Consider the following 15,052-nt stretch of genomic DNA (forward strand, 5'->3'; position numbering starts at 1 on the left):
CGGCCCGCCACCTGGCGGATCCACCCGTCGTCTACAGCGACGAAGTCCCGACGACGGCCGCCGGCCGATCCGCCGCGCCGGACGGGGCCAGCGGATCGACGAGGTCGCCCTGCTCGGTCAGCACTCCCTGAGCCAGTCGGGTCGCACGGGGCGGTACCGGCGGCTCCAGGTCGGCCACAACGCGCAGACCGGACAGCACATCGTCGGGCCGTACGGTCGGGGTTGCCTGCCGTACGACAAGGTCGAGTATCGCACACGGTATGTCGGTGACCTCGGAAGGTACGCCACCGAGGGCGGAATCCGACACTTCCTCACGCTCGGCGAGCCCGAAACGGACCACCGCCGCCCGCGTGTCGAAGGTCCGCCGGCCCTGCTTGGTGAGGCGCTCGACCAGCACCTCGGGGGCGTCGAGGAAGGCCCGGACGGCCACCTCGGCGTCGTGCCCGCCGACCCCGGGCAGTTCGATCCGCCAGGCCGAGGCGTCGATGCGATCGGCCAGGCTGCCCCCGCCGTGCAGCGGCGCCTCGACCGCCGTCAGCACGTCCAGGCCCGGCGACAGCGCCGCGTCGAGGGCCAGCCGCAGGTCCGCCGGGTCGACGACGGCCCGCAGGCCGATCTCCAGGTACTCCGCCTCGCTGGCCACCCCGGTCGGCGCGGCCGAGGCGTAGGAGACCTTGGGGTGCGGGGTGAAACCCTGCGAGTAGGCGATCGGCACGTTGGCCCGCAGCAGCGCCCGCTCGAACGCGCGGGCGAAGTCGCGGTGGGACGTGAAGCGCAGGGGGCCGCGCTTGGCATACCGCAGCCGGATCCGCTGGACGACGGGCTCCTGGTTGCTCTCCGGCTGGCGCCTAGGCATGCGGCGTCCCACCCGGCACCCGCAGGCCGCCGACCGGCGTGAGCGGGAGCAGCTTGCGGCCGGTCGGGCCGATCTGGATCTCGGTGTCCTGGCTGGGGCAGACGCCGCAGTCGAAGCACGGCGTCCACCGGCAGTCGTCCTGCTCGTAGCCGGTCAGGGCGTCCTGCCAGTCCTGCCAGAGCCAGTCCTTGTCCAGCCCGGAGTCCAGATGGTCCCAGGGCAGGACCTCGTTCTGCTCGCGCTCGCGGGTGGTGTACCAGGCCAGGTCCACCCCGTAGTCCGGCAGCACCGCCTTGGCCGCGTCGACCCAGCGCTGGAACGAGAAGTGCTCCGACCAGCCGTCGAAGCGACCGCCGTCCTCCCACACCCGCCGGATCACCGCGCCGACCCGCCGGTCGCCGCGGCTGAGCAGGCCCTCGACCTGCGAGGGCTCGCCGTCGTGGTAGCGGTAGCCGATCGCCTTGCCGACCGACCGGTCGGCGTTGATGGCATCCTTGAGCGCCTTGAGCCGCCGGTCGATGACCTCCGGCTCCGCCATCGGCGCCCACTGGAACGGCGTGTGCGGCTTGGGCACGAACCCGCCGATCGACACCGTGCAGCGGATGTCCCGCGACCCGGTGGCGGCCCGGCCGGCCTTGATGACCTCGTGCGCGAGCTTGGCGATCTGCAGCACGTCGTCGTCGGTCTCGGTGGGCAGCCCGCACATGAAGTACAGCTTCACCTGGCGCCAGCCGTTGGTATACGCCGTGACGACCGTGCGGATCAGGTCCTCCTCGGTGACCATCTTGTTGATCACCTGGCGGATGCGCTCCGAGCCGCCCTCGGGCGCGAACGTGAGCCCGGTGCGCCGCCCGTTGCGGGAGAGCTCCTGGGCGAGCGTCACGTTGAACGCGTCCACCCGGGTCGACGGCAGCGACAGCGAGACGTTGGTGCCCTCGTACTGCTGCGCCAGCCCCGAGCACATGTCGCCGATCTCGGAGTGGTCGGCCGAGGACAGCGACAGCAGCCCGACCTCGTGGAAGCCGGAGAACTCCAGCCCCTCGGCCACCATCTGCCCGACCGTGGTGATGCTGCGCTCCCGCACCGGCCGCGTGATCATGCCGGCCTGGCAGAAGCGGCAGCCCCGGGTGCACCCGCGGAAGATCTCCACGGCATAGCGCTCGTGCACCGTCTCGGCCAGCGGCACCAGCGGCTTCTTGGGGTAGGGCCACGCGTCGAGGTCCATCGTGGTGCGCTTGTGCACGCGGAAGGGCACGTCGGCGCGGTTGGGCACGATCCGCTGGATGCGCCCGTCGGGCAGGTAGTCCACGTCGTAGAAGCGCGGCACGTAGACCGACTCGGTGCGGGCCAGCCGCAGCAGCAGCTCGTCGCGCCCGCCGGGCTCACCCTCGGCCTTCCACTGCCGGACGATCCCGGTGATCTCCAGGACCGCCTCCTCGCCGTCGCCGAGCACGGCGGCGTCGATGAAGTCGGCGATCGGCTCCGGGTTGAAGGCCGCGTGGCCGCCGGCGATCACGATCGGGTGCCGCCCGTCGCGCTCGCGCGCCTCGAACGGGATGCCGGCCAGGTCGAGCATGGTGAGCAGGTTGGTATACCCCAGCTCGGTGGAGAACGAGACGCCGAACAGGTCGAACGCGGCCACCGGGCGGTGCGCGTCGACGGTGAACTGCGGCACGCCCTCGGCCCGCATGAGCCGCTCGAGGTCGGGCCAGACCGCGTAGGTGCGCTCGGCGAGCACGTCGGGCTGCTCGTTGAGCACCTCGTAGAGGATCTGCACGCCCTGGTTGGGCAGCCCGACCTCGTAGGCGTCCGGGTAGGACAGCACCCAGCGCACGGTGACGGCGTCCCAGTCCTTCACGACCGCGCCGAGCTCACCGCCGACATATTGGATCGGTTTGCTGATCCGTGGCAGCAGTCGCTCGAGTTGGCCGAAGACGCTCGTCACACTCACGGATAACCAGGGTACCTACTCCTCCCGGCGGCGGCGATGCGGCGCCCGGCCGTGCGGCTGGTGCGGCGCGGGCGTGGCCGGCCGCGGCGCGGGGATCTTCAGCGTGACCGGCTCGCCGGCGCGCACGGTGACCGGCTCGCCGTGGTGGCGCAGCGCGATCTCGCCCTGGTCGACGGCGTAGGTGGCCTGGCCGTGCTCCACCGTGACGCGCAGCACGTCGCCGTGGATCGTGACCGCGAAGCGCAGCCGCTCGAGCCGCCCGGGCAGCCGGGGCATGAACGCGAGCTCCCCGCCGTAGTCGCGCATGCCGCCGAAGCCGGCCACGATCGCGAGCCAGGTGCCGGCCAGCGAGGCCATGTGCAGGCCGTCGGCGGCGTTGTGCTGCAGGTCGTAGAGATCGACGAAGGCGGCCTCGCCGAGGTAGTCGTACGCCAGCTCGGTGTGTCCGACCTCGGCCGCCATCACCGCCTGCGTGCACGCCGACAGCGAAGAGTCACGGACCGTGCGCTCATCGTAGTAGTAGAAGTTGCGGGCCTTCTCCTCGGGCGTGAACGCGTCGCCGCGCCAGTGCATCGCCAGCACCAGGTCGGACTGCTTGACCACCTGGCGCCGGTAGAGGTCGAAGTACGGGTAGTGCAGCAGCAGCGGGTAGTTGTCGGCCGGGGTGCCGGCGAAGTCCCACTCCTGGTGCAGGGTGAAGTTGACCGACTGCTGGTGCACGCCCAGCTCCCGGTCGTAGGGCAGGTGCACGCGGTCGGCGGCGTCGCGCCAGGAGGAGAGCTCCTCGTCGTCGACGCCGAAGGTGCGGGCCAGGTCCGGGTGCCGCTCGGCGGCCTCGGCGGCGGCGCGCAGGTTCTGCTGCGCCATCAGGTTCGTGTAGATGTTGTCGTCCGCGATCGCGCTGTACTCGTCGGGGCCGGTCACGCCGTCGATGTGGAACACGCCGTGCCGGTCGTGGTGGCCCAGCGAGCGCCACAGCCGGGCGGTCTCCACCAGCAGCTCCAGCCCGGCCTCGGCCTCGAACCGGCGGTCGCCGGTGGCCTGCACGTAGCGGACCACGGCCGCGGCGATGTCGGCGTTGACGTGGAAGCCGGCGGTGCCGGCCGGCCAGTAGGCCGAGCACTCCTGCCCGCGGATCGTCCGCCAGGGGAACGCGGCGCCCTTCAGCCCGAGCAGGCGGGCCCGGTCGCGGGCCAGGTCGAGCGTGTCGTGCCGCCACCGCAGCCCGTCGCGGGCCACCTGGGGATGGGTGTACGTCAGGACCGGCAGCACGAAGCTCTCGGTGTCCCAGAACACGTGGCCGTCGTAGCCGCGCCCGGTGAGCCCCTTGGCCGCGATCGGCCGGGCCTCGGCCCGCGCGCCGGCCTGCATGAGGTGGAACAGCGCGAAGCGCACCGCCTGCTGGATCTCCGCGTCGCCGTCGATCTCGACGTCGGCCTGGGCCCAGAAGGCGTCGAGGTAGGAGCGCTGGGCCTTGACCAGCCCATCCCAGCCGCCGAGCCGGGCACCGGCGATCGCGCCGTGCACCTGGTCGCGGATCGCCTGCCGGGAGCGCTGGCTCGACCAGCCGTAGGCGAGGTACTTCACGATCCGCAGCCGCTGCCCGGGCTGCAGCTCGCAGGCGAACGTCGTGCGCGCCCAGTCCTCGGTCGCCTCGGTCTGCGAGCGCACCGGCACCGGCGCGTCGACCTCGTGGTCCATCTCGGCGCCGAGCCGCAGGCAGCTGACGTTGGTGCGGTGCAGCAGCTGCGCGTTGAGGTCGCGGGCGTGGTGGCCCTCGGCGAGCAGCGCGTGCTCGAGCGCCGCGGCGACCCGCGGGTCCTTGCTCGGCGTCGGCACGTCCTCGTTCGCCACCAGCTCCGACTGCACGATCACCCGGGCCGGCTCGTCGAGCGGCTCCACCTCGTAGCGGAACGCGGCGACCGAGCGCTGCTCCAGCGACACCAGCCGGGTGGTGCGCACCCGGATCCGCTGGCCGGCCGGGGAGGTCCACTCCACGTCGCGCTGCAGGGTGCCGGCCCGCAGGTCGAGCACCCGCTCGTGGGAGATCAGCCGGCCGTAGCGCACGTCGAACGGCTCGTCGTCGACCAGCAGCCGGAACACCTTGCCGTTGGTGACGTTGAGGATCGACTGGCCCTCCTCCGGGAAGCCATAGCCGGCCTCGGCGTAGGGCAGCGGCCGCTCCTCGTAGAAGGAGTTCAGGTAGGTGCCGGGCAGCCCGAACGGCTCGCCCTCGTCGAGGTTGCCGCGCAGGCCGATGTGCCCGTTGGACAGGGCGAACAGCGACTCGGTGCGAGCCACCGCGTCGAGGTCCAGCCGGGTCTCGCGCAGCGCCCACGGCTCGACCGGAAACGTGCTCACAGCAGCTCTCCCAGGTCTCGTACCACCACGTCGGCGCCGCTGCGCCGCAGGTCCGCGGCGTGCTCGCCGCCGATCCGGTCGACGCCCACGACGAAGAACCCGCCCGCGTGCCCCGCCGCGACCCCGGCCAGCGCGTCCTCGAACACGGCCGCGCGGGCCGGCTCGACGCCCAGCTCGCGGGCCGCCTCCAGGAACGTGTCCGGGGCCGGCTTGCCCTTGAGCCCGCGCTCGCGGATGGTCAGCCCGTCGACCCGGGCCTCCAGCAGGCCGGCCAGCCCGGTCGCGGTGATCACCTGCAGGGTGTTGGCGCTGGAGCTGACCACGGCCCGGCGCAGCCCGGCCGCCCGGGCCCGCTCCAGGTAGGTCACCGACGACGGGTAGGGCTGCAGCCCGCCCTCCGCCAGCAGCTTGAGCAGCAGGACGTTCTTGCGGTTGCCCAGGCCGTTGACGGTCTGCGCGTCCGGCGGGTCATCCGCGGTACCCTCCGGCAGCGAGATGCCCCGGGAGGACAGGAAGTCGCGGACGCCGGCCTCGCGCGGCTTGCCGTCGACGTAGTCGTTGTAGTCGTTGACCGGGTCGAAGTCCGGCAGGCCCCTGGCCCGGAGGAACTCGTCGAACGTCGCGGTCCAGGCCTTGTTGTGGATGACCGCCGTGGGGGTCAGCACACCGTCGAGATCGAACAGGCACGCGCTCACGTGATCCGGTAGCCCAAGCACACCGCGACCGTATCCCCGCCGGGCGAACTCTGCGCGGCGTGCGCCCGGTGGTTAGCCTTCAAGTTGTGACACAACCGGCGGATGAGTCGCCGACCCAGCGGCAGCCGGCCTCACCCACGTGGGTAGGCTCCGCGTCCGTGCCGCCGGGCGGCTCCCGCCGGCGCCGGCAGTGGGAGGACACGCTCGACCTGCCCGCCGCGCCGCGCACCCTGGACCTGCCGGTCCCGCCGCCCGAGCCGCCGCCGATCCGGTATGTCCCGGTCCCGCCGCCCGGCTACGGTCCCCCGCCCGGCTACGGCCCCTCGCCCGGCTACGGCCGGCTGCCCCCGGGCTACCGCCCCGGCCCGATCCCGCCGCCGTGGCAGTACCGCCGCCGGCGGCGCAAGTGGCCGTGGGTGCTGCTGTCGCTGCTGGTGCTGTGCGCGGGCTGCTGCGGCGGCTCGTATGCCTGGGCCCGCCCCTACTGGATCCAGTACCCGGCGAGCGTCAACCTCGACGCCCCGGTGACCGGCCTGACCCGGGTGAACGACCAGGCGAGCCGCAAGGCCGCGGAGCAGTTGCAGACCGCGCTGACCTCCGACCACCTCGACGAGTCCGGCTTCACCGCCGCCTACGCCGACGGCGCCGACGGCCGGGCCCGCATCCTGGTCTTCGGCGCCACCCGGTTCATCACCGACCCGGGCCGCGACCTGGACGCGAGCCTGGGCAAGCTGGGCACCAAGATCCAGGTCCAGGGCGTCCGGGAGATCGACCCGGGCCCGCTCGGCGGCGAGCAGCGCTGCGCCGGGTCCCGCCTGGACGGCCGGGCCGCCACCGCCTGCGGCTGGTCCGACCACGGCATGATCGCGATCGCGGTCTTCCCCGGGAAGTCCCTGGACGCCGCCGCCCGCACGATGCAGACGATCCGGGCCGCCATCACCGTGCGCGACTGAGCGCCGCGGAACAGTGCGGGGAGACCGGGTGCTGGGTACACCCGATCTCCCCGCACTTGTGTTGGAGGAAGAAAGCTCAGCCGGTCTGGGTGGTCCCGCGGCCGGGGCCGAATCCGGCCGCGGGATCACCCCCTCCCATCGAACAGTGTCAAGATCTTGCGTTACGGCAGCGCGGCCAGGTGCGGGTCGACGGTGTGGGCGAAGTTGGTGCCGTTCGTCACGTCCCAGTTGATCGACCAGGTCATCGCGCCGCGAATGCCCGGGTAGGTGTGCGGCGGGTGGAACGAGCCGCAGTTCGTGCCGAGCGCCAGGCAGTCCAGGGCCTGGTTGACCACCGACGGGGCGACCACCCCGCCGCCCGCCGCGCCCGGGCCGGCCGGCAGACCGAGGGCCACCTGGTCGGGGCGCAGGCCGTTCTCCAGCTGGATGCAGGCCAGCGCGGTGAGGAAGTTGACCGTGCCCTGGGAGTACGCCTGCATCTGGTCGCAGCCGAGCATGCTGCCGGAGTTGTAGTACTGCGTGTGGACGACCGTCAGGATGTCCTTGATGTTCAGGGCGAGCGCGAAGTAGCTGCCGCCCGTGGACTGCATGTCGATCGTCTGCGGCGCCAGCGTGATGATCAGGTTCGCGCCGGCCTTACCGCGCAGGGAGCGCAGCGCCTGGCCCATGTACGTCGGGTTCAGGCCGTTCTCGAGGTCGATGTCGATGCCGTCGAAGCCGTACGTCTGCATGATCGAGTACGCGCTGTTGGCGAAGTTCGTCGCGGCATTGGCGTCGCCGACGCCGACCGTCCCGGCCTCGCCGCCGACGGAGAGGATGACCTTCTTGCCGCGCGAGTGCAGCGTGGCCACGTCGGCCTTGAAGTCGGCGTCGGAGTAGCCGCCCAGCGCGCCGGACAGGCCGGAGTCCACGGAGAACGACACCGCGCCCGGCGTCGGGGTGGCGTTGGCGAAGGCGACCGCGATCAGGTCGTACTCGGCCGGCACGTCGCGCAGCCGCAGCTTCGCCGCGCTGTTGGTGAAGTCCTGCCAGTAGCCGGTGAGGAAGTGCTTGGGCAGCGACCCGCCGGGGTTCGTTGGCGACGTCGACGGCGTGGGCGAGGCCGACGGCGACCGCGACGGGGAGGGCGACGGCGAGGACGACGGCGACCGGGAGGCGGACGGCGACGGTGAGGGCGAGCGGGTGGTCGGCGCGACCGTGGTCGGCGTGCCGCCCGGGCCGTTGAGCGAGAAGTCGTCGGCGGTGTACGCCGGCTGCCCGTACCATCCGTGCACGTAGACGACGGCCGAGGTCTGGCTCGCACCGGTGGTGAACGCGACACTGAGCTGCGAATATGCGCCGTTGGTGCCCGGCGTCCAGGTGCTGGCCTCGACCCCGCCGGTCACGCCGATGAAGACGTAGGAGCCGTTGACGTAACCCGAGAGGGTGTACTGCGTGTTGGGCTGCACGGACACCGTCTGCGTGCACTGCGCGTTGGCGCTGCCGGTGGGCGACCCGGCCAGCTTGTAGGTGCCCGAGTGCGCGGCCCCCGAGGTGACCGACGCGGAGTCGCAGGCCCAGCCGGACGCGGAGCCGGCCTCGAAGCCGGGATTGGTGAGCAGTTCGGCGGCGGACGCGGGCATGGCGATCACGACCCCGGCGAGGGTCAGTGCCACCGCGCCGGCCCCCGCGAGCAGGGTGACGTGGCGTGGACGCATGGGGGCGCTCCAGGGGGTGAGCCGTCGATGGGCGTCGACGTGTCCCTTCATGTCACACGGGCCCCGAATTAATGTCAAGGTTTCTTTACTATTTCTTATGGCTCCCCGGAAACCCGGTTCCCGGGTCGCGGTATCCTCGATGTACAGGCGTCGACCCGGCCATCACCGGCGAGCCTCCGGAAGAACGGCCCCGCGCGCACCACGTGTGCGAGGGGCTCAGTAGAACCGGACGGGTACCGGCCCGTGACAGCCGGCCAACGAGCGGCCGCCGGGCGCACCACTCCGGCGGCAAGCGGGGTGGTACCGCGGACCGGGCGACCGGTTCGTCCCCGCGTGGAGAGCACGAGATCGCCCACGCGAGGAAAGAGCGACCACCGATGGCCTACCCCATGCACCGCGCCGGCGCCCAGGGGGTGCCGGCCAGCCCGAAGCTGCCCGAAGTCGAGCGCGAGGTCCTGGACTACTGGTCCGGCGACGGCACGTTCGAGGCGTCGGTGGCGCAGCGAGCGGCCGGCGAGAACGGGTCGAACGAGTTCGTCTTCTACGACGGGCCCCCGTTCGCCAACGGCCTGCCGCACTACGGCCACCTGCTGACCGGCTACGCCAAGGACGTCGTCCCGCGGTACAAGTCGATGCGCGGCTTCCGCGTCGAGCGCCGCTTCGGCTGGGACTGCCACGGCATGCCGGCCGAGGTCGAGGCGGAGAAGCAGCTCGGGATCACCACCAAGGCCGAGATCCTGCAGCTCGGCGTCGACAAGTTCAACGCGGCCACCAAGGAGTCGGTGCTGCGCTACACCAGCGAGTGGGAGCGCTACGTCACCCGCCAGGCCCGCTGGGTCGACTTCACCAACGACTACAAGACGCTCGACCTGGACTACATGGAAAGCGTCATGTGGGCCTTCAAGACCCTGTCCGACAAGGGTCTGGTCTACGAAGGCTTCCGGGTGCTGGCGTACTGCTGGCGCTGCGAGACCCCGCTGTCCAACACCGAGCTGCGGATGGACGAGGACGTCTACCGCGACCGGCAGGACCCGGCGCTCACCGTGGCCTTCCAGCTGGAGACCGGGGAGAAGATCCTGGTCTGGACGACCACGCCGTGGACGCTGCCGTCCAACCTGGCCGTCGCGGTCGGCCCCGACATCGACTACGCGGTCTTCGAGGAGGAGGGCGTCAGGTACATCCTCGCCGAGTCGCGGGTCGCCGCCTACGAGAAGGAGCTGGCGAACGCGACCCGGGCCGGGTCACTGCGCGGCGCGGAGCTCGTCGGCCGGCGGTACACCCCCCTCTTCGACTATCTCGCCGACACCCCGAACGCCTTCCAGGTGATCGGCGCCGACTTCGTGACCACCGAGGACGGCACCGGCGTGGTGCACATGGCGCCCGCCTTCGGCGAGGACGACCAGAACGCGTGCGCCTCGGTGGGCATCCCCACGGTGGTGACCGTCGACGAGCACACCCGGTTCACCTCGCTGGTCCCGGACTACCAGGGGCTGCAGGTCTTCGAGGCCAACAAGCCGGTGATCCGCGACCTCAAGGCGGCCGGCGTGGTCGTGCGGCACGACAGCTACACGCACTCGTATCCGCACTGCTGGCGCTGCGACACCCCGCTGGTCTACAAGGCGGTGTCGTCGTGGTTCGTGGCGGTGTCGACCTTCCGCGACCGGATGGTGGAGCTCAACCAGCAGATCACCTGGACGCCGGAGCACATCAAGGACGGCTCGTTCGGCAAGTGGCTGGCCAACGCCCGCGACTGGTCGATCAGCCGGAACCGGTTCTGGGGCTCGCCGATCCCGGTGTGGAAGTCCGACGATCCGCAGTATCCGCGGGTCGACGTCTACGGCTCGCTGGACGAGCTCGAGCGCGACTTCGGCGTGCGCCCCACCGACCTGCACCGGCCCGAGATCGACAACCTGACCCGGCCCAACCCGGACGACCCGACCGGGCAGTCCGTCATGCGCCGGGTGCCGGAGGTGCTGGACTGCTGGTTCGAGTCCGGCTCGATGCCGTACGCGCAGGTGCACTACCCGTTCGAGAACGCGGACTGGTTCGAGCACCACTACCCGGGCGACTTCATCGTGGAGTACATCGGCCAGACCCGCGGCTGGTTCTACACCATGCACGTGCTGGCCACGGCGCTGTTCGACCGGCCGGCGTTCACCAACTGCGTCAGCCACGGCATCCTGCTGGGCGAGGACGGGCGCAAGATGTCCAAGAGCCTGCGCAACTACCCGGACGTGTACCGGGTGTTCGACGAGTACGGCTCGGACGCGATGCGCTGGTTCCTGGTCTCCTCGCCGGTGCTGCGCGGCGGCGACATGCCGGTCACCGAGACGGGCATCCGCGACTCGGTGCGCCAGGTCCTGCTGCCGCTGTGGAACGTGTGGTACTTCTTCTCCCTCTACGCCAACGCCGACGGTTACACCGCACGGCGGCGCACCGACAGCGCCGACCTGCTCGACCGTTACGTGCTGGCCAAGACGGGCGAGCTGGTCGCCACCGTCGAGCGGCAGCTGGACGCCTACGACCTGTCCGGGGCCTGCGGCACGGTGCGGGCGTATCTCGACGCGCTGACCAACTGGTACGTTCGCCGCTCCCGGGACCGGTTCTGGTCGGGCGACCACGACGCGTTCGACACGCTCTACACGGTGCTGTCGACGCTGACCCAGGTCGTCGCGCCGCTCGCGCCGCTGACCGCGGAGGAGATCTTCCGCGGCCTGACCGGCGAGCGCTCGGTACACCTGACCGACTGGCCCTCGGCGGCGGACTTCCCGGCCGACCACGAGCTGGTGGCCAACATGGACGCGGTGCGCGACGTGTGCTCGGCGGCGCTGTCCCTGCGCAAGGCCCGCGGCCTGCGGGTGCGGCTGCCACTGTCGCTGCTCACCGTGGCGACGCCCGACGCGGCGGCGCTGCGGCCGTTCGCGGCGCTGGTCGCCGACGAGGTCAACGTCAAGCGGGTCGAGTTCACCGACGACGTGGCCGCGCACTGCACGCGGGTGCTGACCCTGGTCCCGCGGGTGCTCGGCCCGCGCCTGGGCAAGGAGGTCCAGCAGGTCATCAAGGCGGTGAAGGCGGGCGACTGGGGCCAGACCGCCGGCGCGGTGGTGGCCGGCGGCGTCGAGCTGCGCGAGGGCGAGTACGACCTCAAGCTGGTCGCCGCCGACCCGACGCAATCCGCGCCGCTGCCCGGCGGCGAGGGCGTGGTCGTGCTCGACAGCACGGTGACGCCGGAGCTGGCGGCCGAGGGCCTGGCCCGCGACCTGGTCCGGGTGGTCCAGCAGGCCCGCCGCGACGCCGGCCTCGACGTGTCGGACCGGATCACCGTCGTGGTCGACGCCCCGCCGTCGGCCACCGCGGCGCTGGAGACGCACCGGGCGTTCGTGGCCGGCGAGACCCTCGCCGAGAGCGTCACGACCGGGCCGGTCGCGGACGGCTTCGCGGGCGAGGTCGGCGACGGCGAGGCCGTGCGCGTGCGGGTCGGCAAGATCTAGCGGCGGCGGTCGTGCTCGCCCGCGGGCATGACCACCACCATCATGAGGACCGCCTCCGCCGGGCCCGGATTCCGGTACCCGTGGGGGCGGTCCGCCGTGAAGTCGATGGTCTCGCCGGTGCGCACCAGGTGCTCGGCGCCGTCGACGGTCACCACGAGCGCGCCCGCCCGGACCTGGATGATCTCCCGGGTGCGGGGCGTGTGATCGGCGGAGTCGTGCGCCTCCCCCGGCGCCATCCGCCACTCCCACACCTCGACGAACGCGGGGTCGTTCACGCCGCGCAGCAGCCGCCCGGTGCCGCCGTCCGGCCCCCGCCACAGCACCGCCGGCTCGTCGGCGCCGACGATCTTCACCACCGGCTCCGGCTCGCCCTCCAGCAGCCGGCCGATGCTCACCCCGAACGACTCGGCCACCCGGCACAGCGTGCCGATGCTCGGATTGGTCCGGGCCCCCTCGATCTGCACGAGCATGCCCTTGCTGACGCCCGAGCGGCTGGCCAGCTCGTCGAGCGACCAGCGCCGCCCCTGCCGCAGGCTCTTCACCTGCCGCGCGATCGCGGCCTGCGCGTCCCGCTCCCGGTCGGTCAACATATTTTCCTTCACGGTCATTATTATGGTACGACTATGCCGTGCTTGAGGTTACCTTCGCGTCTGCGCCGCCCGCGTGATCGGCATCGCCCTCGCCGCACTGTCCGGCCCGGTCCGGGGCGCCGGCGACTCCGGTTTTGCGAGGCGGGCGTGATCGGCATCGTCCTCGCCGCCCTCTCCGGCCCGGTCCGGGGCGCCGACGACTCCGGTTTTGCGAGGCGGGCGTGATCGGCATCGTCCTCGCCGCGCTGTCCGGGCTGGTCTGGGGCGTCGGCGACTTCTCCGGCGGCAAGGCCAGCCAGCGCGCCGATGCGCTGCTCGTCGTCGTGCTGTCCAAGGCGGCCAGCGTCCCCCTCCTCGCCCTCTACCTGCTGCTCCTGCCCGCCGCCCCGGCACCGCGCGCCCTGGCCTGGGGCGCCGCCGCCGGCCTGGTCGGCGTCCTCGGCATGATCGCCTTCTACCGGGCCCTGGCCGGCGGCGCGATGGCGGTCGTCGCCCCGGTGAGCGCGGTGACCACCGCCCTGCTGCCGGTCGCCGCCGGCCTCGTCGCCGGCGAGCGCCCCGGCCCCGTCCCGCTGACCGGCGCGGCCTGCGCGATCGCCGCGATCGGCCTGGTCAGCGCGGCCGGCGGGGCCGGCGGCCGGGTCACCGCCCGGCTGGTCGGCCTAGCGCTGCTGTCCGGCGCCGGGTTCGGCCTGTTCTTCGCCTGCCTGTCCCGGGCCGGCGACCACTCGGGCCTGTGGCCGATCGCCGCCGCCCAGGTCGCCGCGCTGGCCCTCGGCATGGCCCTGCTGGCCGCCCGCCCGCGCCACGCCGCCGCCCGCCCCGACGCCGCGTCGTGGCGCTGGCTGCTGCTGGCCAGCCCGCTGGACATGAGCGCCAATGCGCTCTACCTCCTGGCGGTCCAGCGCGGCGACCTGAGCATCACCGCGCCGATCGCCGCGCTCTATCCCGTTTCGACGGTACTGCTGGCCCTGTTCGTCGACCGCGAACGCCTCCGCCCCGCCCAGCTCGCCGGCCTCGGCCTCGCCGCCACCGCCTTGGTCCTCGTCGCGTCCTAGTGACTCCGCAGGTGGTGTTGCCCACCTTGTGAGCTCCCCGGCTGACCGGCCCCGCAACGGCCGTTAGAGTGTGCGGCATCATCGAGTTGAGCCTGGTGGAGGGCATTTGTCCGCGCTCTATGCGATCGGCAAGGCAACGGTCGCGCCGATCATCCGGATCGCGTGGCGCCCCAAGATCACCGGCCTGGACAACGTGCCGAGGAAAGGCCCCGCCATCCTCGCGAGCAACCACCAATCGGTGCTGGACTCGGTGATGATGGGCTCCGTCATGCCGCGCAACGTCTACTTCCTCGCCAAGGACCAGTATTTCCTCGGCCCCGGCCTCAAGGGCGCCGCGCTGCGCAACATCATGTACGGCCTCAACCAGATCCCGGTCGACCGCTCCGGCGGCCGCGCCAGCCTGCTGGCCCTGGACGCCGCCCTGCCGGTGCTGCGGGCCGGCCACGTGCTGGGCATCTTCCCCGAGGGCACCCGCTCCACCGACGGCCGCCTCTACCGCGGCCGCCCCGGCGTGGCGAAGCTGGCCCTGGACGCGCCGGCCCCGATCATCCCGGTCGGCCTGATGGGCTTCGACAAGGTGCTGCCGGTCGGCGCCTCCCTGCCGAAGCTGGGCCCGAAGGTCGAGGTCCGCATCGGCGAGCCGCTGGACCTGAGCCAGTGGCAGGGCGGCGGCGAGGTCGACAGCCGCGCCCTGCGCGAGGTGACCCTCAAGCTCATGAACGCAATCCAGCAGCTGACCGGCCAGGAGTACGTCGGCCGCTACGCCCCGAAGCGCCCCGACCAGCTCGCCACTGACGCGGACAGCTGACCAGCTCGCCGCCGCCTCCGCGCCCCGACCCCTTGCCGCCGACGCGGACGGCTGACCAGCTCGCCCCCGACGCGGAGGGCCGATCGGCTCGCCGCTGACGCGGACGGTTAGAGCGCCAGCTCCGGGAACCAGAGGGCGATCTCACGCTTGGCGCTGTCCGGCGAGTCGGAGGCGTGGACCAGGTTCTCCCGGTTGGACAGCGACAGGTCGCCGCGGATGCTGCCCGCAGCGGCCTTGCGGCCGTCGGTCGCGCCGATCAGGGTGCGCACCACGGCGATGGCCTCGTCGCCGGAAACGATCAGCGAGACGAGCGGCCCACCGGTCATGAAGTCCCGCAGCGGCGGGTAGAAATCGCGCTCCACGTGCTCCGCGTAGTGCTGGTCGGCCAGAGCCGCGTCCATCGTGCGCAACGTCATCGCATCGATGGCCAGACCCTTACGCTCGAGCCGGCCGATGATCTCGCCCACCAGGCCACGGCGAACGGCGTCGGGCTTGATGAGAACGAGCGTGCGCTCGGACACGGGTCTCCTCCAATGATGTTGTACTGCGCGCAGCCTACCCAGCGTCACCACCCGCGACGCGCTGGGGTGCC

At 72.1% G+C, this 15,052-nt stretch carries 11 protein-coding genes; 4 read left to right on the forward strand and 7 right to left on the reverse strand.

Annotated elements, in window-relative coordinates:
- Positions 1–31: 31 nt before the first annotated feature.
- Genes ACQPXD_RS49700 through ACQPXD_RS49715 form a run of 4 tightly spaced genes read right to left on the reverse strand, consistent with a single transcriptional unit; the run spans position 32 to position 5,884 of the window.
- The gene (locus ACQPXD_RS49700; RefSeq protein ID WP_432831115.1) at positions 32–856 is read right to left on the reverse strand and encodes a TIGR03936 family radical SAM-associated protein; all 825 of its coding nucleotides are present in this window, start codon (positions 854–856) and stop codon (positions 32–34) included.
- On the reverse strand, positions 849–2,807 hold the full coding sequence (locus ACQPXD_RS49705) for a TIGR03960 family B12-binding radical SAM protein (RefSeq protein WP_432831117.1): 1,959 nt from the start codon (positions 2,805–2,807) through the stop codon (positions 849–851). The genes ACQPXD_RS49700 and ACQPXD_RS49705 overlap by 8 nt, the downstream gene beginning before the upstream one ends.
- A 15-nt stretch (positions 2,808–2,822) precedes the next feature.
- Positions 2,823–5,168, reverse strand: coding sequence for a glycoside hydrolase family 65 protein (locus tag ACQPXD_RS49710; RefSeq protein ID WP_432831119.1), 2,346 nt, complete (start codon positions 5,166–5,168; stop codon positions 2,823–2,825).
- A complete protein-coding gene (locus tag ACQPXD_RS49715) occupies positions 5,165–5,884 on the reverse strand; it encodes a beta-phosphoglucomutase family hydrolase (protein ID WP_432831121.1) in 720 nt (239 codons plus the stop codon). The genes ACQPXD_RS49710 and ACQPXD_RS49715 overlap by 4 nt, the downstream gene beginning before the upstream one ends.
- Positions 5,885–5,949: 65 nt before the next feature.
- Here ACQPXD_RS49715 and ACQPXD_RS49720 point away from each other — a divergent pair, with 65 nt between their 5' ends.
- Positions 5,950–6,816, forward strand: a complete 867-nt coding sequence (locus ACQPXD_RS49720; protein ID WP_432831123.1) for a hypothetical protein — start codon at positions 5,950–5,952, stop codon at positions 6,814–6,816.
- 161 nt (positions 6,817–6,977) lie between these two features.
- Here ACQPXD_RS49720 and ACQPXD_RS49725 read toward each other — a convergent pair whose 3' ends face one another.
- A complete protein-coding gene (locus ACQPXD_RS49725) occupies positions 6,978–8,513 on the reverse strand; it encodes a chitinase (protein ID WP_432831125.1) in 1,536 nt (511 codons plus the stop codon).
- A gap of 377 nt (positions 8,514–8,890) precedes the next feature.
- Here ACQPXD_RS49725 and ileS point away from each other — a divergent pair, with 377 nt between their 5' ends.
- Complete coding sequence (gene ileS / locus ACQPXD_RS49730) at positions 8,891–12,004, forward strand: isoleucine--tRNA ligase (RefSeq protein ID WP_432831127.1); 3,114 nt, start codon at positions 8,891–8,893, stop codon at positions 12,002–12,004.
- Here the strand turns inward: ileS and ACQPXD_RS49735 are convergent.
- Entirely contained in the window at positions 12,001–12,606 is a 606-nt protein-coding gene (locus tag ACQPXD_RS49735; RefSeq protein ID WP_432831129.1) for a helix-turn-helix domain-containing protein, read from the reverse strand. The two genes, ileS and ACQPXD_RS49735, sit on opposite strands and share 4 nt — an antisense overlap.
- 209 nt (positions 12,607–12,815) lie before the next feature.
- Between ACQPXD_RS49735 and ACQPXD_RS49740 the strand changes: the two genes are divergently transcribed.
- Positions 12,816–13,652, forward strand: a complete 837-nt coding sequence (locus ACQPXD_RS49740) for an EamA family transporter (RefSeq protein ID WP_432831131.1) — start codon at positions 12,816–12,818, stop codon at positions 13,650–13,652.
- Between the two features lie 106 nt (positions 13,653–13,758).
- Positions 13,759–14,460 (forward strand): lysophospholipid acyltransferase family protein, encoded by a 702-nt coding sequence (locus ACQPXD_RS49745; protein ID WP_432831133.1) that lies wholly within the window; start codon positions 13,759–13,761, stop codon positions 14,458–14,460.
- Positions 14,461–14,567: 107 nt separating this feature from the next.
- Here ACQPXD_RS49745 and ndk read toward each other — a convergent pair whose 3' ends face one another.
- Positions 14,568–14,981, reverse strand: coding sequence for a nucleoside-diphosphate kinase (gene ndk / locus ACQPXD_RS49750; protein ID WP_432831135.1), 414 nt, complete (start codon positions 14,979–14,981; stop codon positions 14,568–14,570).
- Between the last annotated feature and the right edge of the window lie 71 nt (positions 14,982–15,052).

The organism is Dactylosporangium sp. CA-092794 (assembly GCF_050948465.1).
In the GTDB taxonomy this organism is placed as follows: Bacteria; Actinomycetota; Actinomycetes; order Mycobacteriales; family Micromonosporaceae; genus Dactylosporangium.